This window comes from Anaeromyxobacter sp. K, assembly GCF_000020805.1.
In the GTDB taxonomy this organism is placed as follows: domain Bacteria; phylum Myxococcota; class Myxococcia; order Myxococcales; family Anaeromyxobacteraceae; genus Anaeromyxobacter; species Anaeromyxobacter dehalogenans.
This window is the reverse complement of record NC_011145.1, coordinates 810,151-829,061: the sequence shown is the minus strand read 5'-3', so window position 1 is coordinate 829,061 and position 18,911 is coordinate 810,151. Positions and strand designations below refer to the sequence as shown.

Annotated in this window: 17 protein-coding genes; 15 read left to right on the top strand and 2 right to left on the bottom strand. The window is 73.3% G+C overall.

Translation table 11 applies throughout. The features are described from left to right. Positions 1–50 precede the first annotated feature (50 nt). Complete coding sequence (locus ANAEK_RS03620) at positions 51–572, bottom strand: prepilin-type N-terminal cleavage/methylation domain-containing protein (protein ID WP_012524794.1); 522 nt, start codon at positions 570–572, stop codon at positions 51–53. After that, the gene (locus ANAEK_RS03615; RefSeq protein ID WP_012524793.1) at positions 569–2,047 is read right to left on the bottom strand and encodes a hypothetical protein; all 1,479 of its coding nucleotides are present in this window, start codon (positions 2,045–2,047) and stop codon (positions 569–571) included. Before ANAEK_RS03615 ends, ANAEK_RS03620 begins: the two co-directional genes overlap by 4 nt. A 253-nt stretch (positions 2,048–2,300) precedes the next feature. Here ANAEK_RS03615 and rho point away from each other — a divergent pair, with 253 nt between their 5' ends. The 15 genes from rho to gspM all read left to right on the top strand — a co-directional run bounded on the left by rho (position 2,301) and on the right by gspM (position 18,908). After that, complete coding sequence (gene rho / locus ANAEK_RS03610) at positions 2,301–3,614, top strand: transcription termination factor Rho (protein WP_041450427.1); 1,314 nt, start codon at positions 2,301–2,303, stop codon at positions 3,612–3,614. A gap of 142 nt (positions 3,615–3,756) precedes the next feature. After that, positions 3,757–4,119: a 50S ribosomal protein L31 gene (gene rpmE, locus ANAEK_RS03605; RefSeq protein WP_012524791.1), complete on the top strand. Its 363-nt coding sequence runs from the start codon at positions 3,757–3,759 to the stop codon at positions 4,117–4,119. A 148-nt stretch (positions 4,120–4,267) separates the two neighbouring features. Next, on the top strand, positions 4,268–4,471 hold the full coding sequence (locus ANAEK_RS03600) for a hypothetical protein (protein ID WP_012524790.1): 204 nt from the start codon (positions 4,268–4,270) through the stop codon (positions 4,469–4,471). Positions 4,472–4,507: 36 nt separating this feature from the next. Beyond that, the gene (locus tag ANAEK_RS03595; RefSeq protein WP_012524789.1) at positions 4,508–5,935 is read left to right on the top strand and encodes a sigma-54 dependent transcriptional regulator; all 1,428 of its coding nucleotides are present in this window, start codon (positions 4,508–4,510) and stop codon (positions 5,933–5,935) included. Between the two features lie 186 nt (positions 5,936–6,121). Continuing rightward, entirely contained in the window at positions 6,122–7,105 is a 984-nt protein-coding gene (gene gspC, locus ANAEK_RS03590; protein ID WP_012524788.1) for a type II secretion system protein GspC, read from the top strand. 19 nt (positions 7,106–7,124) lie between these two features. Further along, positions 7,125–9,839, top strand: a complete 2,715-nt coding sequence (gene gspD, locus ANAEK_RS03585) for a type II secretion system secretin GspD (protein ID WP_012524787.1) — start codon at positions 7,125–7,127, stop codon at positions 9,837–9,839. Positions 9,840–9,872: 33 nt separating this feature from the next. Then, complete coding sequence (gene gspE, locus ANAEK_RS03580) at positions 9,873–11,672, top strand: type II secretion system ATPase GspE (RefSeq protein WP_012524786.1); 1,800 nt, start codon at positions 9,873–9,875, stop codon at positions 11,670–11,672. 31 nt (positions 11,673–11,703) lie between these two features. Beyond that, on the top strand, positions 11,704–12,933 hold the full coding sequence (gene gspF / locus ANAEK_RS03575; protein WP_012524785.1) for a type II secretion system inner membrane protein GspF: 1,230 nt from the start codon (positions 11,704–11,706) through the stop codon (positions 12,931–12,933). A gap of 2 nt (positions 12,934–12,935) precedes the next feature. Beyond that, entirely contained in the window at positions 12,936–13,349 is a 414-nt protein-coding gene (gene gspG, locus ANAEK_RS03570) for a type II secretion system major pseudopilin GspG (RefSeq protein WP_012524784.1), read from the top strand. A 10-nt stretch (positions 13,350–13,359) separates the two neighbouring features. Continuing rightward, positions 13,360–13,971 carry a type II secretion system protein gene (locus tag ANAEK_RS03565; RefSeq protein WP_012524783.1) on the top strand — a complete coding sequence of 204 codons (612 nt, stop codon included), beginning with the start codon at positions 13,360–13,362 and terminating at the stop codon, positions 13,969–13,971. Continuing rightward, the gene (locus ANAEK_RS03560; protein ID WP_012524782.1) at positions 13,968–14,594 is read left to right on the top strand and encodes a prepilin-type N-terminal cleavage/methylation domain-containing protein; all 627 of its coding nucleotides are present in this window, start codon (positions 13,968–13,970) and stop codon (positions 14,592–14,594) included. Before ANAEK_RS03565 ends, ANAEK_RS03560 begins: the two co-directional genes overlap by 4 nt. Then, positions 14,591–15,253: a type II secretion system protein J gene (locus tag ANAEK_RS03555; protein ID WP_012524781.1), complete on the top strand. Its 663-nt coding sequence runs from the start codon at positions 14,591–14,593 to the stop codon at positions 15,251–15,253. Before ANAEK_RS03560 ends, ANAEK_RS03555 begins: the two co-directional genes overlap by 4 nt. Continuing rightward, on the top strand, positions 15,253–16,707 hold the full coding sequence (locus ANAEK_RS03550; RefSeq protein ID WP_041454023.1) for a type II secretion system protein GspK: 1,455 nt from the start codon (positions 15,253–15,255) through the stop codon (positions 16,705–16,707). Before ANAEK_RS03555 ends, ANAEK_RS03550 begins: the two co-directional genes overlap by 1 nt. A gap of 4 nt (positions 16,708–16,711) precedes the next feature. Beyond that, positions 16,712–18,349 (top strand): pilus assembly protein PilM, encoded by a 1,638-nt coding sequence (gene pilM, locus ANAEK_RS03545; RefSeq protein WP_012524779.1) that lies wholly within the window; start codon positions 16,712–16,714, stop codon positions 18,347–18,349. A 1-nt stretch (position 18,350) separates the two neighbouring features. Next, entirely contained in the window at positions 18,351–18,908 is a 558-nt protein-coding gene (gene gspM / locus ANAEK_RS03540) for a type II secretion system protein GspM (protein WP_012524778.1), read from the top strand. The last annotated feature ends 3 nt before the right edge of the window (positions 18,909–18,911 follow it).

Below are 18,911 nucleotides of genomic sequence, written 5' to 3'. Positions count from 1 at the left end.
GGCAACGAGGAATGCGGCCCCGCGACGGGCGCCCGGCGCGGGGCGGCCCGTCAGAACGTCTCGTACGACTCGGCGTACGAGGACTCGGCCTCGATGAGGCGGAACCCGCCGTCGATGAGCTTGAACGTCATGAGCGCCGTGCTGGGCGTGCCGTCGCCGTCGAGGTCGCCCACCGCCCGGACCTCGATGGTCGGGGGCTCCGCCCCGCGCTGCCCCCAGGCTTCCGCGCGGAACGAGTAGTACACGTTCCCCAGGATCTCCTGCCCGGCAGGGAAGATGACGTCCCAGCCGACCGCCCGGAAGTCGATGGGCCGCTTGCCGGTGGCCGACGGGAGCGGCGGCTGGAAGTCCGCCAGGATGTGCCCTGCCGGGAAGTTCCCGTTCTGGATGAACACCTCCATCGCTGCGGCCTTCACCCGGAGCATGAGCTCGTTGCGCTCCGACGCCTTGGCGCGGAGCGACGCCCGCACGGACAGCGGAATGGCGACGCTGGCGAGGATGCCGATGATCGCCACCACCGTCATGAGCTCGATGAGCGTGAACCCTGCGCTCGCGTGCCGGACCTTCTTCATGGAGCCCTCTCCTTCGCGCCCTCGTCGGCGCGGCGAACCTCGAGGCCGCCGCCGCCGATGTCGCGCACCTCGTTGCCGTGCGCGCGCTGCGCCGCCTTGAAGCGCTCCGCCTCCGCCGGATCGACGGTCACCCCACCGAGCGGGATCAGGATCTGCGCCCCGTTCCTGGCCCCGGGCAGCAGGACCATCCCCTGCGGCGCGCCCGGGAGCGTCCCGAGGCGCGAGACCACCTTCTGGCGGACGTGCCACCGATACCAACCGTGATACCCGCCCGCGGCCGCGAGCGCGAGCACGAGGAGCGCCCACAGCCCCCACGACCGCCGCGGCCTCGGCTCCGCCGACACCGCCAGCACCCGGGCCTGCACCGGCCGGGCGGGCGCCCGCGCCGCGGTGGCGGCCACGGCGCCGGCCGAGGCGATGCGCTGCGCGAGGTCGGAGAAGTCGATCGCCTCGCGCACGAGCGCGTTCCGGACGGCCTCCACGCCGGGGAGGAGGTCCGGCGGCGCGCCGGCGACGAGCCCGTTCACGCCGGCCAGCGTCGCGTCGATGTCGGCGAGCACCGCCTGCACCGCGGCCCCATCCACCTCGGTGCCGCCCGCCGGCGCCGAGGCGCGCGCCGAGGCGACGCGGAGGCGCATCACCGCCGCGGAGCGGATCGGGCCCGGGTCGAGCGCCATCGGCCCGTCCCCGAGCGCGGCGCGCTCGAGCTCGGACAGCGCGCCGGCGATCCCGGCGGCGAGCCCATCGAGCGCGTCGCCGGGGCGCGCGGCGCCGGACGCGGCCCGCTCCAGCGACGCCTGCGCGTCCGCCGCGGAGGCGGCCTGCGCGGGCCAGAGGACGCGCACGGCCGGCGGCGGCGGGACGTAGACGGTGCCACCCCCGCGCGGAGGCTCGGGCGGCGCCACTGACGTCGCCTCGGTGCGCGACGGCGCGGCGGGCACCGGCGGCCCGGCGGGGAACGCGTCGTCCAGGCTCACGTCGAACGAGAGGTCCGGCGGCGGGGCGATGGCCTTCCGCGCCAGCGGCGGCGGTCCCGCGGCCGGCGGAGGCGGCGGCGCGAGGGGAGGAGGCTTCACCGAGGGAGGAGGCGCGGGCGCGACGGCCGGCGCGGCGCCCTGGACCATCCGCTCGACGGCGCCCAGCACGCCCTCCGCCCGGCCGTCCCAGCGCGCCAGCTCCACGCCGAGCGCGCGCAGCGGCGCCTCGGCGGCGGCGTGCTCCGGCGCGAGCGCCGCCACCACGCGGAGCCCGTCGCGCTCGCGCAGCAGGCGCTCGATCGCGACCAGCGAGCCCTCCCCCTGGTACTCGATCACCACCAGCCCGCCCGGCCCGCGGCAAAGCGAGAGCGCCTGCGCCGCATCCGCGGCGATGCGCGGTCGCAGGCCGAGCCGGGCGGTGACGGGCGCCAGCAGCGTGACGGCGAACGCCTTCGACCCTGCGACGACCGCTTCGGTGGTTGGGCTGCTGCTCGGCATCGATCTCTTTCTCGGACGGCCCTGCGCGGACCGGGGGGATGTTAACCCGCCGGGGCATCTCACCTCATCGAGCGCTGGCCCCCGCGTTCATGGCACACGGGAGGTGCGACGAAGGCGCGGGTGTGCGGCGTTGACACCCTGAAACCGACCGCATACGTTTGCCGCCTCTCCTAGGCCTCGCCCAGAGACCGCCCGCAGCCTCCGCCGGCCACGCACGCTCCGCAGCGCGCGGCCCAGCTCCCCGAGAACCGACATGCCCGCAGCCGCACCGACCTCCACGTCGAGCACGTCCAGCCTCACCGAGCTCAAGCACATGAAGGTCGCGGAGCTCGCCAAGCTGGCGCGCGACCTCAACGTCGAGGCCGCCGGCGCGCTCAAGAAGCAGGACCTCATCTTCGCGATCCTCCAGGCACAGTCGAAGGCGGCGGAGGCGGCCAAGGAGGAGATGGAGGTCGGCGGCGAGGGCACGCTGGAGGTGCTGCCCGACGGCTTCGGCTTCCTGCGCAGCCCGGACTTCTCCTACCTGCCGGGCCCGGACGACATCTACGTCTCGCCCTCGCAGATCCGCCGCTTCAACCTGCGCACCGGCGACACGGTGCGCGGCACGGTGCGCCAGCCCAAGGAGGGCGAGCGCTACTTCGCGCTGCTCAAGGTCGACACCATCAACGGCGAGCCGCCCGAGGAGAACCAGGCCAAGGTCCTCTTCGACAACCTGACGCCGCTCTACCCGACGCAGCGGCTGACGCTCGAGCACGATCCCGCCGAGATGACCACGCGGGTGGTGGACCTGTTCGCGCCCATCGGCAAGGGGCAGCGCTGCCTGATCGTGTCGCCGCCGCGCGCCGGCAAGACGGTGCTCCTGCAGAACATCGCGCACGCCGTCACCACCAATCACCCTGAGTGTACCCTCATCGTGCTGCTCATCGACGAGCGGCCCGAGGAGGTCACCGACATGGAGCGGACGGTGCGGGGCGAGGTGGTCGCCTCCACCTTCGACGAGCCCGCCACCCGCCACGTGCAGGTCGCGGAGATGGTGATCGAGAAGGCCCGGCGGCTGGTCGAGCACAAGAAGGACGTGGTGATCCTGCTCGACTCCATCACCCGCCTCGCGCGCGCCTACAACTCGACCGTGCCGCCCTCCGGGAAGATCCTCTCCGGCGGCGTGGACTCGAACGCGCTGCACAAGCCGAAGCGCTTCTTCGGCGCGGCCCGCAACATCGAGGAGGGCGGCTCGCTCACCATCATCGGCACCGCGCTGGTGGACACCGGCAGCCGCATGGACGAGGTGATCTTCGAGGAGTTCAAGGGCACCGGGAACTCCGAGATCGTGCTCGACCGCAAGCTGATGGAGAAGCGCATCTTCCCCTGCATGGACATCGGGAAGAGCGGCACGCGCAAGGAGGAGCTGCTCCTCGCGGCCGACTGGCTCTCCAAGATCTACATCCTGCGCCAGACCATCCTGAACGGCCTCGACAACGTGGAGGCGATGAAGTTCATCCTGGACAAGTTCCGCCAGGTGAAGAACCACGACGAGTTCTTCAAGATGATGGTCGGCGGCGGCAAGTAGCGGCGGCTCGCCCGCAGGAGGGAGTCCCCGCCCGCGGCGCGCTCCGCTTGACCTATCCCCGCGATCCGACTAGATCCCGCGGTTCCACAACCGGGCCCGGACCATCGCCGATCGACGGCATGCAAGCGGCCCAGAGGCGAGCATGAAGGAAGGCATCCACCCCGACTACAAGGCGACGAAGGTCGTCTGCGCCTGCGGGAACGTCATCGAGACCCGCTCCGTCCGCGGCGACTTCCACATCGAGATCTGCGCCAGCTGCCACCCGTTCTTCACGGGCAAGCAGAAGATCATGGACACGGCGGGCCGCATCGAGCGCTTCAAGACGCGCTACGCCGCCACCCCGGCCAAGGCCGAGCCCGCCAAGAAGGCGCCCGCCGCCGAGCCGGCGAAGAAGGTCGAGGCCAAGGAGAACCGCGCCGCCAAGCGCGCCAAGGCCGGCAAGAGCAGCAAGAAGCCCGAGGCCGCCCCGGCCGCCGAGGCGCCCGCCGAGGCGAAGCCCGAGTAGCGCTCGAGCGATCCCTCAGGTCCCGAGGAGCGGCGCCGTCCGGCGCCGCTCTTCGCGTTTCGGGGGCCGTCCTCCTCCGGTCGGCGCTCGCCTCCGGGCGGCGGGCGGGCCCTTGCCCGGGCGGCGTGCGCGACCTACAGGTCGGATCATGGCCGAGCCGGCGCACCGCTCCAGACCGTCGCGGCAGGGGCTCACCGAGTACCTGCTGCTGGTCGCCGCGCTCGCGATCCTGGCCGCCGGCGCGGTGGCGCTCTTCTCCGCCGAGATCCGCGCCGCGCTCGGCACCCCGCCGGCGGCCCGCCCCGCGCCGGGCGCGACGCCGCCTTCCCCGCCACCCGCCGGCGGCGGCTGACGCCCGGGTAGCGCGGGACGGTATATCCTCCCGGTCGTGTCCCCACTGGTCCTGGTCGTCGACGACGAGAGCCCGAACCTCGAGTCGCTCGGCAAGATCTTCGAGCGCGAAGGCTGGCGCGTGGCGCTCGCCGCCTCCGGCCTCGCCGCGCTGGAGCTGCTCCGCCGCGAGCGCGCCGCGGTGGTGGTCACCGACCTGATGATGCCGGGCATGAGCGGCGACGAGCTGCTCCGCGCGGTGAAGGCGGTGTCGCCCGAGTCCGAGGTGGTGGTGATGACCGCCTACGGCACGGTCGAGGCGGCGGTCGCCGCCATGAAGCAGGGCGCCTACGACTTCATCACCAAGCCGGTGAAGCGCCACGCCATCGTGAAGACGGTGCGACAGGCGCTGGAGCGCGCGTCGCTCGTCGCCGAGAACCGCGCGCTGAAGGCGCGCCTGGCGGAGCTCGCGCCCGGCGGCGCGGGCGCGCTCCTGGGCGACGCGCCGGCGTTCCGCGCGACGCTGGAGATCCTGCGCCAGGCCGCGCCGACGCAGGCCACCGTGCTGCTGCTGGGCGAGAGCGGCACCGGCAAGGAGCTCGCCGCGCGGCTGGTGCACGACCTGTCCCCGCGCGCCGCCGGGCCGTTCGTGCCGATCCACTGCGCCGCCATCCCGGAGACGCTGCTCGAGTCCGAGCTGTTCGGGCACGAGAAGGGCGCGTTCACCGGCGCGGTGGCGCGCAAGGACGGGCGCTTCGAGCGCGCCCACGGTGGCACGCTGTTCCTCGACGAGATCGGCGAGATGTCCCCGGCGGTGCAGGTGAAGCTGCTCCGGTTCCTGCAGGACGGGGTCCTCGAGCGCGTGGGCGGGAACGAGCCGGTGCGCGTGGACGTGCGGGTGGTGGCCGCGACCAACAAGGACCTCGCCGCCGAGGTGAAGGCCGGCCGCTTCCGGGAGGACCTGTTCTACCGGCTCGACGTGGTGCGCGTCCGCCTCCCGCCGCTGCGCGAGCGGCGCGAGGACGTGCCGCTGCTCGCCATGGCCTTCCTGCGGCGGATGGCCGAGCGCAACGGGAAGCCGATCGCGGGCTTCACCCCGGGTGCGATGGCGGCGCTGGAGCGGTACGCCTGGCCGGGCAACGTGCGCGAGCTGCAGCACGCCATCGAGCGGGCGGTGGTGCTCACCCGCGCCGACGTCGTGGAGGTCGGCGACCTGCCGGAGGCGATCCGCGCCGCGGGACCCGCAATCCCGGAGCCCGCCGGCGCCGCCGCCGGGGCCCCGGTGCTCACCGTGCCGCTCGGCACGCCCATGGAGGAGATCGAGCGGCGGGTGATCCGCGAGACGCTGCGCCACACCCAGGGTGACAAGAACCTGGCGGCCCAGCTCCTCGGCATCGCGGCCCGGACCATCTACCGGAAGCTCGATCGCGACGAGGAGGGGCGCCTCCTCGGCCCGCCGGAGGGCGGCGGCGAGGGCGCGGAGTAGCCTGCCAATTTGGCGGCGGCGCGGGGCGCGCCGGGGCGGCCTTGCCAATTTGGCAGCGCGGTGGCCCACGCTCCCCTCGGGCGGGCACACCGGTCGGGATTTGCATGTGGTCACGGCATGTTGTGCATCGGCCAGGGCCCGTCTCCGTGGCACGACGGTTGCTCATCCCGGCCCCTGGCCGCTCCCATGCTCGACCTCTTCTTCCGCAAGTACGCCTGGACCGCGAACCTCGCGCTGCTGTTCGCGGCGGCCTGGCTCACGGCGAAGACCGTCAACACGCTCGTCGGCGCGGTGATCCGGCCGCGCCCGCAGGCGGAGCTCGCGCTGCCGCCTCCGGCGCCCGTGCGGCCCGTGCTGCCCGCCTCCATCGACGAGGCGCGGCTGTACCACCTCATCGGACGGGAGCCGCCGCAGCAGTCCACCGAGGCGACGCCCGCGGCGCCCGCCCGCCCGCAGAACTGCGCGGATCCCCGCGCAGAGCCGACCCGCTCCGACCTGCGGCTCGCGCTGGTGGCCGGCGTCGTCGCCGAGCAGCCGCGCTTCTCGCTCGCGACCATCTCCGACCTCTCCACGCGCGAGACGGTCGTGCTCGGGGTGGGCGACCGGATCCAGGGCGCCCAGCTGCTCGGCCTCGAGCGCGTCCGCGCCGGCGGCGACGTCACCGGGAACGCGTTCAAGGTGATCGCCGTGCTGTGCAACCGCGGCACGAAGGAGTACCTGGACTTCGAGGGCGGCGGGAGCGAGGCGCCGGACGCCGGCACCAACCTCGGCTACGCGTCGGTCCCGCGGCCCAGCCCGCGCCCCGGCGCGCCCGGGCCGATGGAGGGCGTGCGCGCGGTCTCGAAGGACAAGTACGAGATCGACCGCAAGGTCATCGACGGCACGCTCAACAACCTGAGCGCCATCTCCACCCAGGCCCGGATCGTCCCGTCGTTCAAGAACGGCGTGGCGAACGGGTTCAAGCTGTTCTCGATCCAGCCGGGCTCGCTCTACGCCTCGATCGGCATCGAGAACGGCGACGTCATCCAGCGCGTGAACGGGTACGAGCTCAACTCGCCCGAGAAGGCGCTCGAGCTGTACCAGAAGCTGCGCGACTCCGGGCACGTGACCATCGAGCTCGAGCGGCAGGGGCAGCCGATCCGCAAGGAGTACAACATCACCGGCCCGTGATCCCGGCCGAGGGAACGCCATGAAGAAGCTCCTCGCCACGACGTTGCTCGTCCCGGTGCTCGCCGCCGCGCAGGTCCCGCTGCGCCCGACCGACGACCCCGAGTCGCCGGCGCGGCAGCGCCCGCCCACCACCCGGCCCACCTCGCCGCCGACCGGCATCCCCACCACCCCGCCGCCCCCGGGGACGTCCATCGGTCCGGGCGGCGTGGCCCCGATCCAGCAGAACGGGGCGCGGCCGCCCTCGGCGCGGCCCACCTCCCCGGCCCCGCGCCCCGGCGGCGCGGCCACGCCCACCCCCGCGCCCGCGCGCGGCGGCGGCGGCGAGGCCGAGACCACGCTGCAGGCGGCGAGCGGCAAGTGCGTCCCGATGCAGGGGCGCTTCATGCTGACGTTCAACCGGGCCGAGGTGGTGGACGTGCTCGAGCAGGCCAGCCGCTGGACCTGCCGGAACTTCATCTACACGGAGGACGTGGCGCGCGGGAAGATCACGCTGCTCTCCAAGACGCCGGTCACCGCGGAGGAGGCGTACGCCGCGTTCCTGGCCGCGCTGAACGCGAACAACATCACGGTGTATCCGACGGGCCGGTACTGGCGCCTGGGCCGCGCCGCCGACAGCAAGAAGATGCCCATCCCGACGTACACCGACCCGGAGAGCGGCACGCCGGCGAGCGAGCAGGTCATCACCAAGGTGATCCGCCTGCAGTACGCCGACGCCGACCAGCTCCGCGGCGTGATGGGGAACTTCATCTCGCCGCAGGGCGCGGACATCCAGTCCATCCCCCCCTCGACGCTGGTCATCACCGACACCGGCCTCAACATCCGCCGCATCGAGAAGATGATCGAGGCGATCGACAAGGTCGGCGGCGGCGACCTGGTCCGCATCGTCCAGGTGCGCTACGCGTCCGCCAAGGACCTCGCCGACAAGGTGAACCAGATCTTCCAGGCGCAGGGCGGGCGGAGCCCGCGCCCGGCGCGGATCTCCAGCGGCCCGGCGCGACCCGGCGTCCCCACCACCCAGCCCGCGGGCGGCTCGGTCGAGGTCTCCGTCTACAAGGTCCTCCCCGACGACCGCACCAACAAGCTCATCGTCATCGCGGACGAGAAGAGCTTCCAGCAGATCATGGAGCTGGTGCAGCAGCTCGACGTGCCCACCAGCGCCGACGGCGGCGTCCACGTCCTGTTCCTCAAGAACGCGAACGCGGAGGAGCTCGCCACCACGCTCTCGAACCTGGCGCAGGGCCAGGCCAAGCGCACCACCACGCCCGGCGCGCCGACGCAGCCGGCCGCGCGACCGGTGGGCATGCCCGGGGCGCCCCCCGCCGCCGCGGCGGCGCCCACCCCGGCCGGCGACGTCACCGCCGAGCTGTTCTCGGGCGAGGTGAAGATCACCGCGGACAAGACGCAGAACGCGCTGCTCGTGCAGGCGAGCGGGGCCGACTTCTCCGCGGTCCAGCGGCTGGTGGAGAAGCTCGACCGGCCGCGGCGCCAGGTGTTCGTCGAGGCGGTGATCATGGAGGTGAACCTCAAGAACTCCATGGAGCTCGGCGTCAGCGCGCACGGCGCGATCCCCTACAAGTACAAGGGGGACACCGGCGTCATCCCGCTCTCGTCGCAGACCGGGCGCGTCAACTCGCTCGACATGTCGAGCGCCATCGCGCTGGGCGGGTTCCTCACCGGCTACACCGGCCCGATCTCCGCGGAGCTGAAGGACCTCGGCTTCGGCAACATCCCCAGCCTCGGCCTGCTCATCCAGGCGCTGCAGTCCAACTCCGACGTGAACGTGCTCTCCACGCCGCACCTGCTCGCCACCGACAACGAGGAGTCGGAGATCACGGTGGGCCAGAACGTGCCGTTCCAGTCCGGCTACGCGCCGTCCGGGCTGTCGAACCTGCTCTCCGGCTCGAGCGCGACGAGCACCGTCGGCTCCGCGCTCGGCACCCAGGGCCTGAGCTCGCTCTACGCGCCCATCCAGCGCCAGAACGTCGAGCTGAAGCTCAAGATCAAGCCGCAGATCAACGAAGGCGGGAACATCCGGCTCACCATCGAGGAGCAGACGGAGGAGATCGCGGAGAAGGACCCGCAGCTCGGCCCGACGACCGCCAAGCGCAGCGTGAAGACGCAGATCGTGGCGCGCGACCAGAGCACCATCGTCATCGGCGGGCTCATCCAGGACCGCGCCATCCGCAGCGTGTCCAAGATCCCGTTCCTCGGCAGCCTGCCCATCCTCGGCTGGCTGTTCCGCGACACCACCACGACCAAGCAGAAGGTGAACCTGCTGCTCTTCCTCACGCCGTACATCATCCGCGACGAGGCGGACTACCGGCGCATCTACGAGAAGAAGCGCGAGGAGCAGCAGCAGTTCATCGAGCAGTTCTACGGGCGGCAGCCGCGCTACGACGTGGACGTGGACTTCAGCCGCAAGACCGGCCCGTACTCGCGCCTCCGCCAGGGCGTCAGCCAGGAGACCTCGCGCATCGAGAACGGCGGCGACGGCGCGCCCGGCGAGCACCTCTCCGCCCCGCCCGCCGGCGGCCCGCCGCCCACCACGGTCGTTCCCGTGCCGCGGCCGCTCTCCCCCGCGCCCGCGCCCGAGCCGGAGTCCGCGCCCGAGGCCGCGCCACCGGCCACCCCACCGCCCGAGGGCACGCCCGAGCCCGTGGAGCGGCTCTCGCCGCAGCAGCCGCCGCCCGCCGCGGAGCCGGCCGCGCCCGGAGGGACCCCGCCGCAGGAATGAGCGGGGGCGGACCGTCCGTTTCACGGGATCCTCATGCCCAACGACGCACAGATCGATAACGCCCGGGCCGCCGTCCAGGGCGCCATCCCCGGGCTCGCCGCCTCGGCCGGGCTCGCCGGCCGTCCCATCGGCGAGATCCTCCGGCAGATCGCGGGGCTGGACCCGGCACGCCTCGAGGAGGCGCTCGCGCTGCAGCAGGGCGAGCAGGCGGGCCAGCGCCTCGGCGAGATCCTCGTCCGCCTGAGGGCGGTCACCGAGGAGGACGTGCTGCGCGCGCTCGCGGCCCAGCTCGACCTGCCGTTCGTCGAGCGCATCGACCCGGAGTCGGTGCCGGGCGACCTCGCGGCCAAGGTGCCGATCCACTTCGCCAAGCAGTCGAAGGTGCTGCCGCTCGGCACCGCCGGCGACGCGGTGCGGGTGGCGGTGGGCGACCCGCTCGACACCGCCGCGCAGGACTCGGTGTCCATGCTGCTCGGCGCCGCGGTGGCGCCGGAGGTGGCGCCGCCGCAGGTGGTGCTCGACGCCATCAACGCGGTGTACGACCGCGCCGCCGACGAGCACGACAAGCTCATGGAGGACCTCGAGACCGAGGACCTCGAGAGCGTCGCGCACGAGCTGCAGGAGCCGACCGACCTCCTGGAGGCGGACGACGAGGCGCCCATCATCCGCCTGGTCAACTCGCTCCTGTTCCGCGCGGTGAAGGAGCGCGCCAGCGACATCCACATCAACCCCGAGGAGAAGGACATCTCGGTGCGCTACCGGATCGACGGCGTGCTCCGCGAGGTGATCCGCCCTCCCAAGCGCTTCCAGGCGTCCATCGGCAGCCGCATCAAGATCATGGGCGGGCTGAACATCGCCGAGAAGCGGCTCCCGCAGGACGGCCGCATCCGCATCAAGATCGCCGGCAAGGACGTGGACATCCGCCTGTCCACCGTCCCCACCGCGCACGGCGAGCGCATCGTGATGCGCCTGCTCGACAAGTCCAACGTGGTGCTGGACCTGGCCGAGCTCGGCTTCGAGGACTGGCAGCTGAAGGTGATGGACACGCTCATCACCCGCTCGCACGGCATCGTGCTCGTCACCGGCCCGACCGGCTCCGGCAAGACCACCACGCTCTACGCGGCGCTCGCGAAGATCAACTCGCCCGACCTGAACATCCTCACCATCGAGGATCCGGTCGAGATCCCGCTGAAGGGCGTGGGGCAGGTGCAGATCAACCCGAAGATCGACCTGACCTTCGCGAGCGGGCTGCGCTCGTTCCTCCGGCAGGACCCGGACGTCATCATGGTCGGCGAGATCCGCGACCTGGAGACCGCCGAGATCGCGATCCAGGCCTCGCTCACCGGCCACCTGGTGCTCTCCACCGTGCACACCAACGACGCCGCCGGGGCCATCACGCGCCTGGTGGACATGGGCGTGCAGCCGTTCCTGGTGGCGTCCTCGCTGGTGGGCGTGCTGGCGCAGCGCCTGGTGCGCGTGCTCTGCCCGACCTGCAAGAAGCCGTACGTCCCCACCGCCGAGGAGCGCGACCTCGCCGGGCTCACGCCCGAGATCCTGCGCCAGGCCGGCGACCCGACCCACCTCTACAAGGCGGTGGGGTGCCCGGCCTGCAACCACACCGGCTACCAGGGCCGGACCGGCATCTACGAGCTGATGATGGTGGACGACGACGTCCGCCCGCTCATCCTCAAGTCGGTGGACGCCACCACCATCAAGCGCGCCGCCGTCGAGCGCGGGATGGTGACGCTCATGGAGCACGGCGCGTACAAGGTCGCGCGCGGCATCACCACCGCGGCCGAGGTGCTGTCGGTCACCGCGGAGGACATCCGGTGAGCGGCGCGCCGCGCGCCCACGGAGCCCCCTGATGCCGGTCTTCGAGTACAAGGCGTACGACGCCCAGGGCAAGGCGATCCAGGGCCTGCGCGAGGCGGACTCGCCGAAGGCGCTGCGCAGCGTGCTCCGCCGCGACGGCGTGTTCCTCACCGAGGTGCTGGGCGAGCAGCAGGTGAAGGCCCAGCAGGCGCGCGAGGTGAGCGTGCGCCGCTGGATGGTGGGCCGGGTCGGCCCGGTGAACCTCGCCATCGCCACCCGCCAGCTGTCGGTGCTGGTGGGTGCGGGCATCCCGCTGGTCGAGGCGCTGACCGCGCTGGTGGACCAGGTCGAGCACGAGCGCCTGAAGCGCGTGCTCGGCGACGTGAAGCAGCGCGTGAACGAGGGCGCGGCGCTGGCCGACGCGCTCGCCGCCCACCCGCGCGTGTTCTCGACGCTGTACGTGAACATGATCCGCGCCGGCGAGCACTCCGGCGCGCTCGAGGTGGTGCTGGTCCGGCTGGCCGACTTCACCGAGAGCCAGGCCCGGCTGCGCTCCAAGATCATGGGCACGATGGCCTACCCGGCCGCGATGATGGTGATCGGCTCGGTCATCCTGGGGGTGCTGTTCACCGTGGTGATCCCGAAGATCACGAAGATCTTCGAGGACACGAAGGCGCAGCTCCCCTGGAACACCCGGGCGCTCATCGCCGCCTCGCACTTCGTCGCCGACTACTGGTGGCTCCTGCTCGCGCTCGTCGTGCTCTCGATCTGGGGCTTCGTGCGGTGGCGGCGGACGCCGGCCGGGCGCGCCGCCTGGGATCGCGCGGCGCTGCGCTTCTGGATCTTCGGGCCGCTGACGCGGCAGATCGCCATCAGCCGCTTCGCCCGCACGCTCTCCACGCTGCTCCGCAGCGGCGTCCCGCTGCTCACCGCCATGGAGATCGTGAAGAACATCGTCGGCAACACGCGCCTCGCCGACGTGATCGACCAGGCCCGGGACGCGATCCGGGAGGGCGAGTCCATCGCCGCCCCGCTGAAGCGCTCGGGCGAGTTCCCGCCGCTCGTCTACCACATGGTGGCGATCGGCGAGCGCTCCGGCGCGCTCGAGGAGATGCTCGGCAACGTCGCCAAGGCGTACGAGGACCAGGTCGAGACGACGGTGAGCGCGCTCACCTCGCTGCTCGAGCCGCTCATGATCGTCGCCATGGGCGTGGTGGTCGCCTTCATCGTGTTCTCCGTCCTTCTTCCCATCCTCCAGATCAACAACCTCGCAGGAGGCTAGAGATGCACGCCCGCAACCGGCGCCGCGCACAGCGCGGCATGACCCTCATCGAGATCATGGTGGTGATCGTGATCCTCGGCCTCATCGCCTCCGCGGTGGCCGTGAACGTGGTCGGCCAGATGTCCAAGGCCCGCGTGGACACCGCCAAGAATGACGTCCGCAAGATCGCGGACGGCGTGGACACGTTCAAGGTGCTGAAGGGACGCTACCCGACCACCGAGGAGGGCCTGGGGATCCTCATCAAGGAGAACATCCTCAAGGCGAACAAGGACGGCACGCTGAAGGACCCGTGGGACAAGGAGTACGTCTACCTGTACCCGGGCCAGACGCACCAGGACGGCTACGACGTGAAGAGCTACGGCGCCGACGGCCAGCCCGGCGGCGAGGGCGAGAACGCCGACGTCGTGAACCCGTGAGCCCGGGCGCTTGGACCGCCGCCGCCGCCAGCGAGGGTTCACCCTCATCGAGCTGCTGATCGTGATCGGCGTGATCGGCCTGCTCGCGGCGATGGTCGTGCCCGCGGCGGAGTCGGCCACCGGCGCGAACGCGCGCAAGGCGGCGGGCGAGCTGTCCGGGGCGATGCGCTACCTGTACGACACGGCCGCGCTGCGGAACGCCACCTGCCGGATCGCGCTCGACCTGGGCGAGCGCACCTGGTGGGCGGAGTGCGCGCCCGGCGCGGTGGGCGTCTCGGACCCGGCGCGGCCGCAGGACGACGCGGCGCTGGCGAAGCGCTTCCCGGACGAGAAGGACGAGGAGGTCCGGCGGCTGCTGGCGCGCAGCACGTTCGGCAAGTTCGAGGATCGCCTCGTCGGCGAGCGCAAGCTGCCCGGCGCCACCGGGTTCGGGCCCGTCCACGTCGAGGGGCGGCGCGACGCCGTCGAGCAGGGGCTGGCCTACGTGTACTTCTTCCCGGGCGGCCAGGCCCAGCGCGCCTGGGTGCCGGTGGTGGACCGGTCGAACGTCTACACCGTGGTGACGGAGCCGTTCACGGGACGCACGCGCGTCGTGCCGGGCAAGGTGGAGGTGCGCGAGTGACGCCCGCCGCCGCCGGTCGGGGGACGTGCCGCGGCCGCCGCGCCGCCGGCTTCACGCTGCTCGAGGTGATGGTCGCGCTCGCGATCCTCGCCATGGGGCTCATGGCGCTCTCCGACGTGGTGGGCGGCGCGCTCCGCAACCACGCCCGCGCCGGCCGCCTGGACGTCGCCACGCTGCTGGCGCGCGGGAAGATGGTGGAGCTCGAGGAGGCGTTCGAGCGCAAGGGGTTCCGCGAGTTCGACGAGGAGGACGAGGGATCGTTCGAGCGCGAGGGCCATCCGGAGGTGCGCTGGAAGCTGGAGGTGCTCCGCCCGCGCGTGGAGCTCGGCCCGGAGCGCATCCTGCAGCTCCTCACCGGCACCGAGGGCGGCGATCTCTCGGCGCTGCTCGGCGGGGCGAGCGGGGGGAAGGACGCGCAAGGCGGCGGCCCCCAGACCGTCATGCCGGGCACCGCCGCGGTGGCGGGCACGCTCAACGCGCAGCTCACCGCCATGGGCGAGCAGATCAAGAAGGCGGTGCGCGAGGTGCGCCTCACCGTCGCGTGGCCCGAGGGCGCGCGGCAGGACTCCTTCACGGTGGTCACGCACCTGGTGGTGCTGGCGCCGACGGAGCCGGGCACGTGAGCGCGGGCCGCGCCGCCGCGGGCGGGTTCACGCTCCTCGAGGTGCTGATCGCCATGGCGATCACCGCCGCGGTGGGGGCGATGACGCTCGGCGCGTTCCACCAGGTGGACCGCGCCCAGGAGATCGCCCGCGCGCAGGGGGATCGCTACGCGGCGGCGCGCTCCGCGCTCACCCGCCTGGCGCGCGAGACCTCGATGGCGTTCCTGTCCGAGCACTACGACAAGAACCGCCTGCGCGAGCGCCCCACGCTGTTCCGCGGGCGCGAGGAGGGGCTGCTGTTCACCACGCAGGCGCACCGGCGGCTGCTCCGCGACGCGCGCGAGTCCGACGCGTCGGTGGTGGAGTACACGCTGGAGTCGGCCCCGGACGGCGGCGGGGAGCAGGCGCTGTTCCGGCGCGAGAAGGCGCGCGTGGACGAGGAGCCCGAGCGCGAGGGGCGCAAGGACGTCGTCGCCGACCACGTCACCGGGTTCCGGGTCCAGTACTGGGACGCGAAGAAGAAGGACTGGGTGCGCGAATGGAACACCCGGTCGGTGGAGCGCGCGAACGAGCTGCCCGCGCGCGTCCGCTTCGATCTCGAGGTGAAGCTCGCCGACGGGCGCACCGAGAAGTTCTCCACCGAGGCGCGGGTCGCGTTGACGCGGCCGCTGGACTTCTGATGCGCGCCCTCCGCCCCGGCCCACGACCCGCTCGCCCGCGCCCCCGCGGCGCCGCGCTCCTCGTCGTCATGGTGTCGCTCGCCATCCTCACGGCGCTCTCGGTGGACCTCGCCTACGAGACCCGCGTCCGGCTGCAGATCGCCGTGAACGGCCGCGACGAGCTCCGCGCCACCTACCTCGCGAAGAGCGCGGTGTCCTTCTCGCGCCTGGTGCTCGCGTTCCAGCAGCAGATCGATCAGGCGAGCGGCGCGGCCTGCCAGGCGATGGGCGCGCTCACCGGCGGGACGACCGCGGCCGCGGGCTCGGCGACCGCGGCCGGCACGGCCGGGACCGGCGGCGCGGGCGGCCAGGCCGCGGCGGCGTGTCCGCGCCCGCAGATCTGGGAGCTGGTCCCGGTCAGCTCGGGCCTGGTGCAGGCGCTGTTCGGCGAGGCCGGCCCGGCGGCGCGGGCGGCGGCCGCGGAGGGCGCGCCGCCGCAGGCCCGCTTCGGCGACTTCGAGGGCGGGTTCGACTCGAAGATCGAGGACGAGGGCCGCAAGGTGAACGTGCAGCTCGACGCGCTCCAGACCAGCGGCCTGCTCGGCCCGCAGGTGGAGGCGATCCTCCGCCTCGTCTGCGACGCCCGCTGGGATCCGCTGTTCGACCGCGAGGACGCGGAGGGACAGCGCTGGACGCGCAACGACCTCCTCCTGCACCTGCGCGACTGGGTGGACGACGACGAGGCGGGCTCCGCGCTCGCGGTGAGCTACCCCGGCGGCGACGGGTGCACGTTCGTGGTCCCCGCCAACCCGTTCGAGAAGGGCTTCTCCGACGAGAACCGCCCCTACGACCACGGCCGCGACCGCTACCGCGCCAAGAACGCGCGCTTCGACTCGCTCGCCGAGCTGAGCCTGGTCGCCGGGGTGAGCGACGCGTTCCTGGCGGCCTTCGGCGACAAGCTCACGGTCTACCTGCCGCGCGAGGCGAAGATCAACGTCAACACCTCGGAGCCCTCCGAGCAGATGCGCATCGCCTGGATGATGGCCGAGCCGGCGGCGCAGCCGCTCCTGCTCGACCCGGCGTTCCCGCAGAAGCTGCAGCGCGCGCTCTCGGACGTGCGCATGGGCGGGCTGATGGCGCTCACCCCGCCGCAGTTCGCCGCGGTGGTCGCGGCGCTGGGCGTCCCGGTGCGCGCCGACTACCTGGCGCAGAGCCCGAAGTCGCCGTTCACCGACCGCTCGGCGGCGTTCCGCATCCGCGCGTTCGGCAACGCCGGCGCCGTCAGCAAGACCATCGACGCGGTGGTCACCTTCGACCCGAACCAGAACCAGCCGGCCGGCACGGCGCCCATCGCGGGCGCCGCCGGCGCGGCGCCGACGCCCGGGACGCCCGACGCCGGAAACCCACTCACCACCGCGCTCCAGGGCCAGGCCGGGATCTCGTCCGGCCGCCTCATCCACTGGCGCGAGGAGTAGAGCCATGGCCCAGCACATCCTCGGCCTCGACCTGGGCGCGCACGCGGTGAAGGCCGTGCTCCTGGAGAGCACCTACCGCGGCTACGCCGTCCTCGACACGGCCAGCGCGCCGGTCCCGACGGCGGAGGGCGACGACGCGCCCCCGCTGCTGGCGCGGCAGGCGGCCGCCGTCCACCAGCTGCTCGGGGAGCGCGGGTGGCGGGTGGACGAGTCGGTGGTGGCGTTCCCCGGCTCGTCGGTGTCCTCGAACGTGGTGACGCTCCCGTTCACGGACGCGCGCCGCATCGAGCAGACCATCGGGTTCGAGGTGGAGGGGCAGATCCCGTTCGACCTCGCGACCGTGGCCTGGGACTGGCAGCCCCTCGGCGTGCGCGACGGCAAGACCGACCTGCTGGTGGGCGTGGTGCGCAGGGAGGAGCTGGGCGCGCTGCTCGCGGCGCTCGGCCACGGCGGCCTCGACCCGCGCGCGGTGATCCCCGCCGGCCCCGCCTACGCGGCGCTGCTGGCGGGCGGGGCGGTGGAGCCGCTCGCGGCGCCGCCGGAGGGGCCCGCGCCGGCGGAGGGCGTGCTCGACGTCGGCGCCGAGCGCACCAGCCTGTGCGTCACGGCGGCGGGCGCGTGCGAGGCGGCCCGGACGTTCGCGTTCGGCGGCGCGCACCTGGTCCGCGCGCTGGCGCGCGCGCTCGGGGTGCCCGAGGCGGACGCGGGCGCGCTGCTCGCGGGCGAGCTGGGCGGTCCCCCGCCGCCGCCGGAGCTGGCGGCGCTGGCGCGGGATCCGCGGGCCGCGGGGGCGCTCTCGGCCGCGCTGCAGCCGCTCGTGCGCGAGGTGCGCGCCACGCTGCGCGCCTGGCGCGCGCGGGTGGGGCCGCGCCGCCTGGAGCGCCTCTCGCTGGCGGGCGAGCTGGCCAGGCTGCCCGGGCTCCCGGAGCTCCTCGCGCCGGACGTGGACGGCGCGGTGGCGCCGCTCGCGCTGGCCGGTCCGGCCGCGGCCGCCGTCGCCGCCGATCGCGCCCCCGGGCTGGCGCTGGCGCTCGCGCTCGCGCTCCGCGGCCACCAGGGCGCGCGCGCGCCGCGCCTGAACCTGCGCCGCGGCGAGCTCGCGTACACCCGCGACTTCGAGCACCTCAAGGGCAAGCTGGCGCGGCTCGGCCTGTACGCGGCCGCCATCCTGGTGCTGGCCGTGGTGAGCGCCGGGGTGAAGGTGTTCGCGCTGTCGCGCCAGGAGGCCGCCCTGGACCGGGCGCTCTGCGACGCGGAGCAGAAGATCCTGGGCCGCTGCTACCCGAACTTCGAGGAGGCGCAGGCCATCCTGCGCGGGCGCGGCACCGCGGCGGCGGCGCTGCCGCGCGTCTCCGCCGTGGACGTCCTGGGCGAGCTGGCCGACAAGGTGCCCGCCGAGGTCCCGGTGCGGTTCGATCGCATCGAGATCACCCGCGACAAGCTGCACCTCGAGGGCACCACCGACGGCGCGGAGAGCGTGGACAAGGTGGTGGAGGGGCTGCGCGGCTCGCGCTGCTTCGGCGACGCCCGCTCCGGCTCCGCCCGCAAGCGCGCCTCCGACGGCAAGTTCGAGTTCTCCATCGACTCCGGGCTGACCTGCCTCGAGTCCGGCCCGCGCGACGTCGCGGGCGAGAGGGGCTGAGATGGACTTCCTCCGCAAGCTGCGCGCCGACGTGGCGGCCTGGATGGCGAAGCTCGCGCCCCGCGAGCGGGTGCTCGTCACGGTCGCGGCGCTGGGCGTGGCGCTGTTCGCGATCTGGCTGGTCTCGCTCTCCATCAGCCGCGGCATCTCCGCGCGCGAGGCGCGCATCGAGGACAAGACCAAGGTCCTCTCGCAGGTCGGCAAGCTGGCGGAGGGCTACCGGCGCCGCCAGGCGGAGCGGCAGGCGATCGAGTCGCGCCTGAAGGGGCCGCCGGTGCAGCTGCTCAGCCACATCTCGCAGGCCGGCACCGCGCTCGGCATCGAGGTCACCGACCTGCGCCCCACCACCACGCAGGGCGACCTCGAGGGCCTGCGCGAGGAGGCGGTGGAGGTCAGCATCGCGCGCGTGGACCTGGGCCGGCTCGCCCGGCTGATGCAGACCCTGGAGCGCGGCCCGGGCGTGGTGAAGGTGCGCCGCGTCCGCGTCACCACCCGCACCGACGACCCCGCGCTCGTGGACGCGACGGTGGTGGTCTCGACCTACCAGCTCAAGGCCTGACCG

Bases quoted from the DNA above. Each gene is read 5' to 3' on its own strand.
- ANAEK_RS03620 (WP_012524794.1), bottom strand. From the start codon at position 572: ATGAAGAAGGTCCGGCACGCGAGCGCAGGGTTCACGCTCATCGAGCTC.
- ANAEK_RS03615 (WP_012524793.1), bottom strand. From the start codon at position 2,047: ATGCCGAGCAGCAGCCCAACCACCGAAGCGGTCGTCGCAGGGTCGAAG.
- rho (WP_041450427.1), top strand. From the start codon at position 2,301: ATGCCCGCAGCCGCACCGACCTCCACGTCGAGCACGTCCAGCCTCACC.
- rpmE (WP_012524791.1), top strand. From the start codon at position 3,757: ATGAAGGAAGGCATCCACCCCGACTACAAGGCGACGAAGGTCGTCTGC.
- ANAEK_RS03600 (WP_012524790.1), top strand. From the start codon at position 4,268: ATGGCCGAGCCGGCGCACCGCTCCAGACCGTCGCGGCAGGGGCTCACC.
- gspC (WP_012524788.1), top strand. From the start codon at position 6,122: ATGCTCGACCTCTTCTTCCGCAAGTACGCCTGGACCGCGAACCTCGCG.
- gspD (WP_012524787.1), top strand. From the start codon at position 7,125: ATGAAGAAGCTCCTCGCCACGACGTTGCTCGTCCCGGTGCTCGCCGCC.
- gspE (WP_012524786.1), top strand. From the start codon at position 9,873: ATGCCCAACGACGCACAGATCGATAACGCCCGGGCCGCCGTCCAGGGC.
- gspF (WP_012524785.1), top strand. From the start codon at position 11,704: ATGCCGGTCTTCGAGTACAAGGCGTACGACGCCCAGGGCAAGGCGATC.
- gspG (WP_012524784.1), top strand. From the start codon at position 12,936: ATGCACGCCCGCAACCGGCGCCGCGCACAGCGCGGCATGACCCTCATC.
- ANAEK_RS03550 (WP_041454023.1), top strand. From the start codon at position 15,253: ATGCGCGCCCTCCGCCCCGGCCCACGACCCGCTCGCCCGCGCCCCCGC.
- pilM (WP_012524779.1), top strand. From the start codon at position 16,712: ATGGCCCAGCACATCCTCGGCCTCGACCTGGGCGCGCACGCGGTGAAG.
- gspM (WP_012524778.1), top strand. From the start codon at position 18,351: ATGGACTTCCTCCGCAAGCTGCGCGCCGACGTGGCGGCCTGGATGGCG.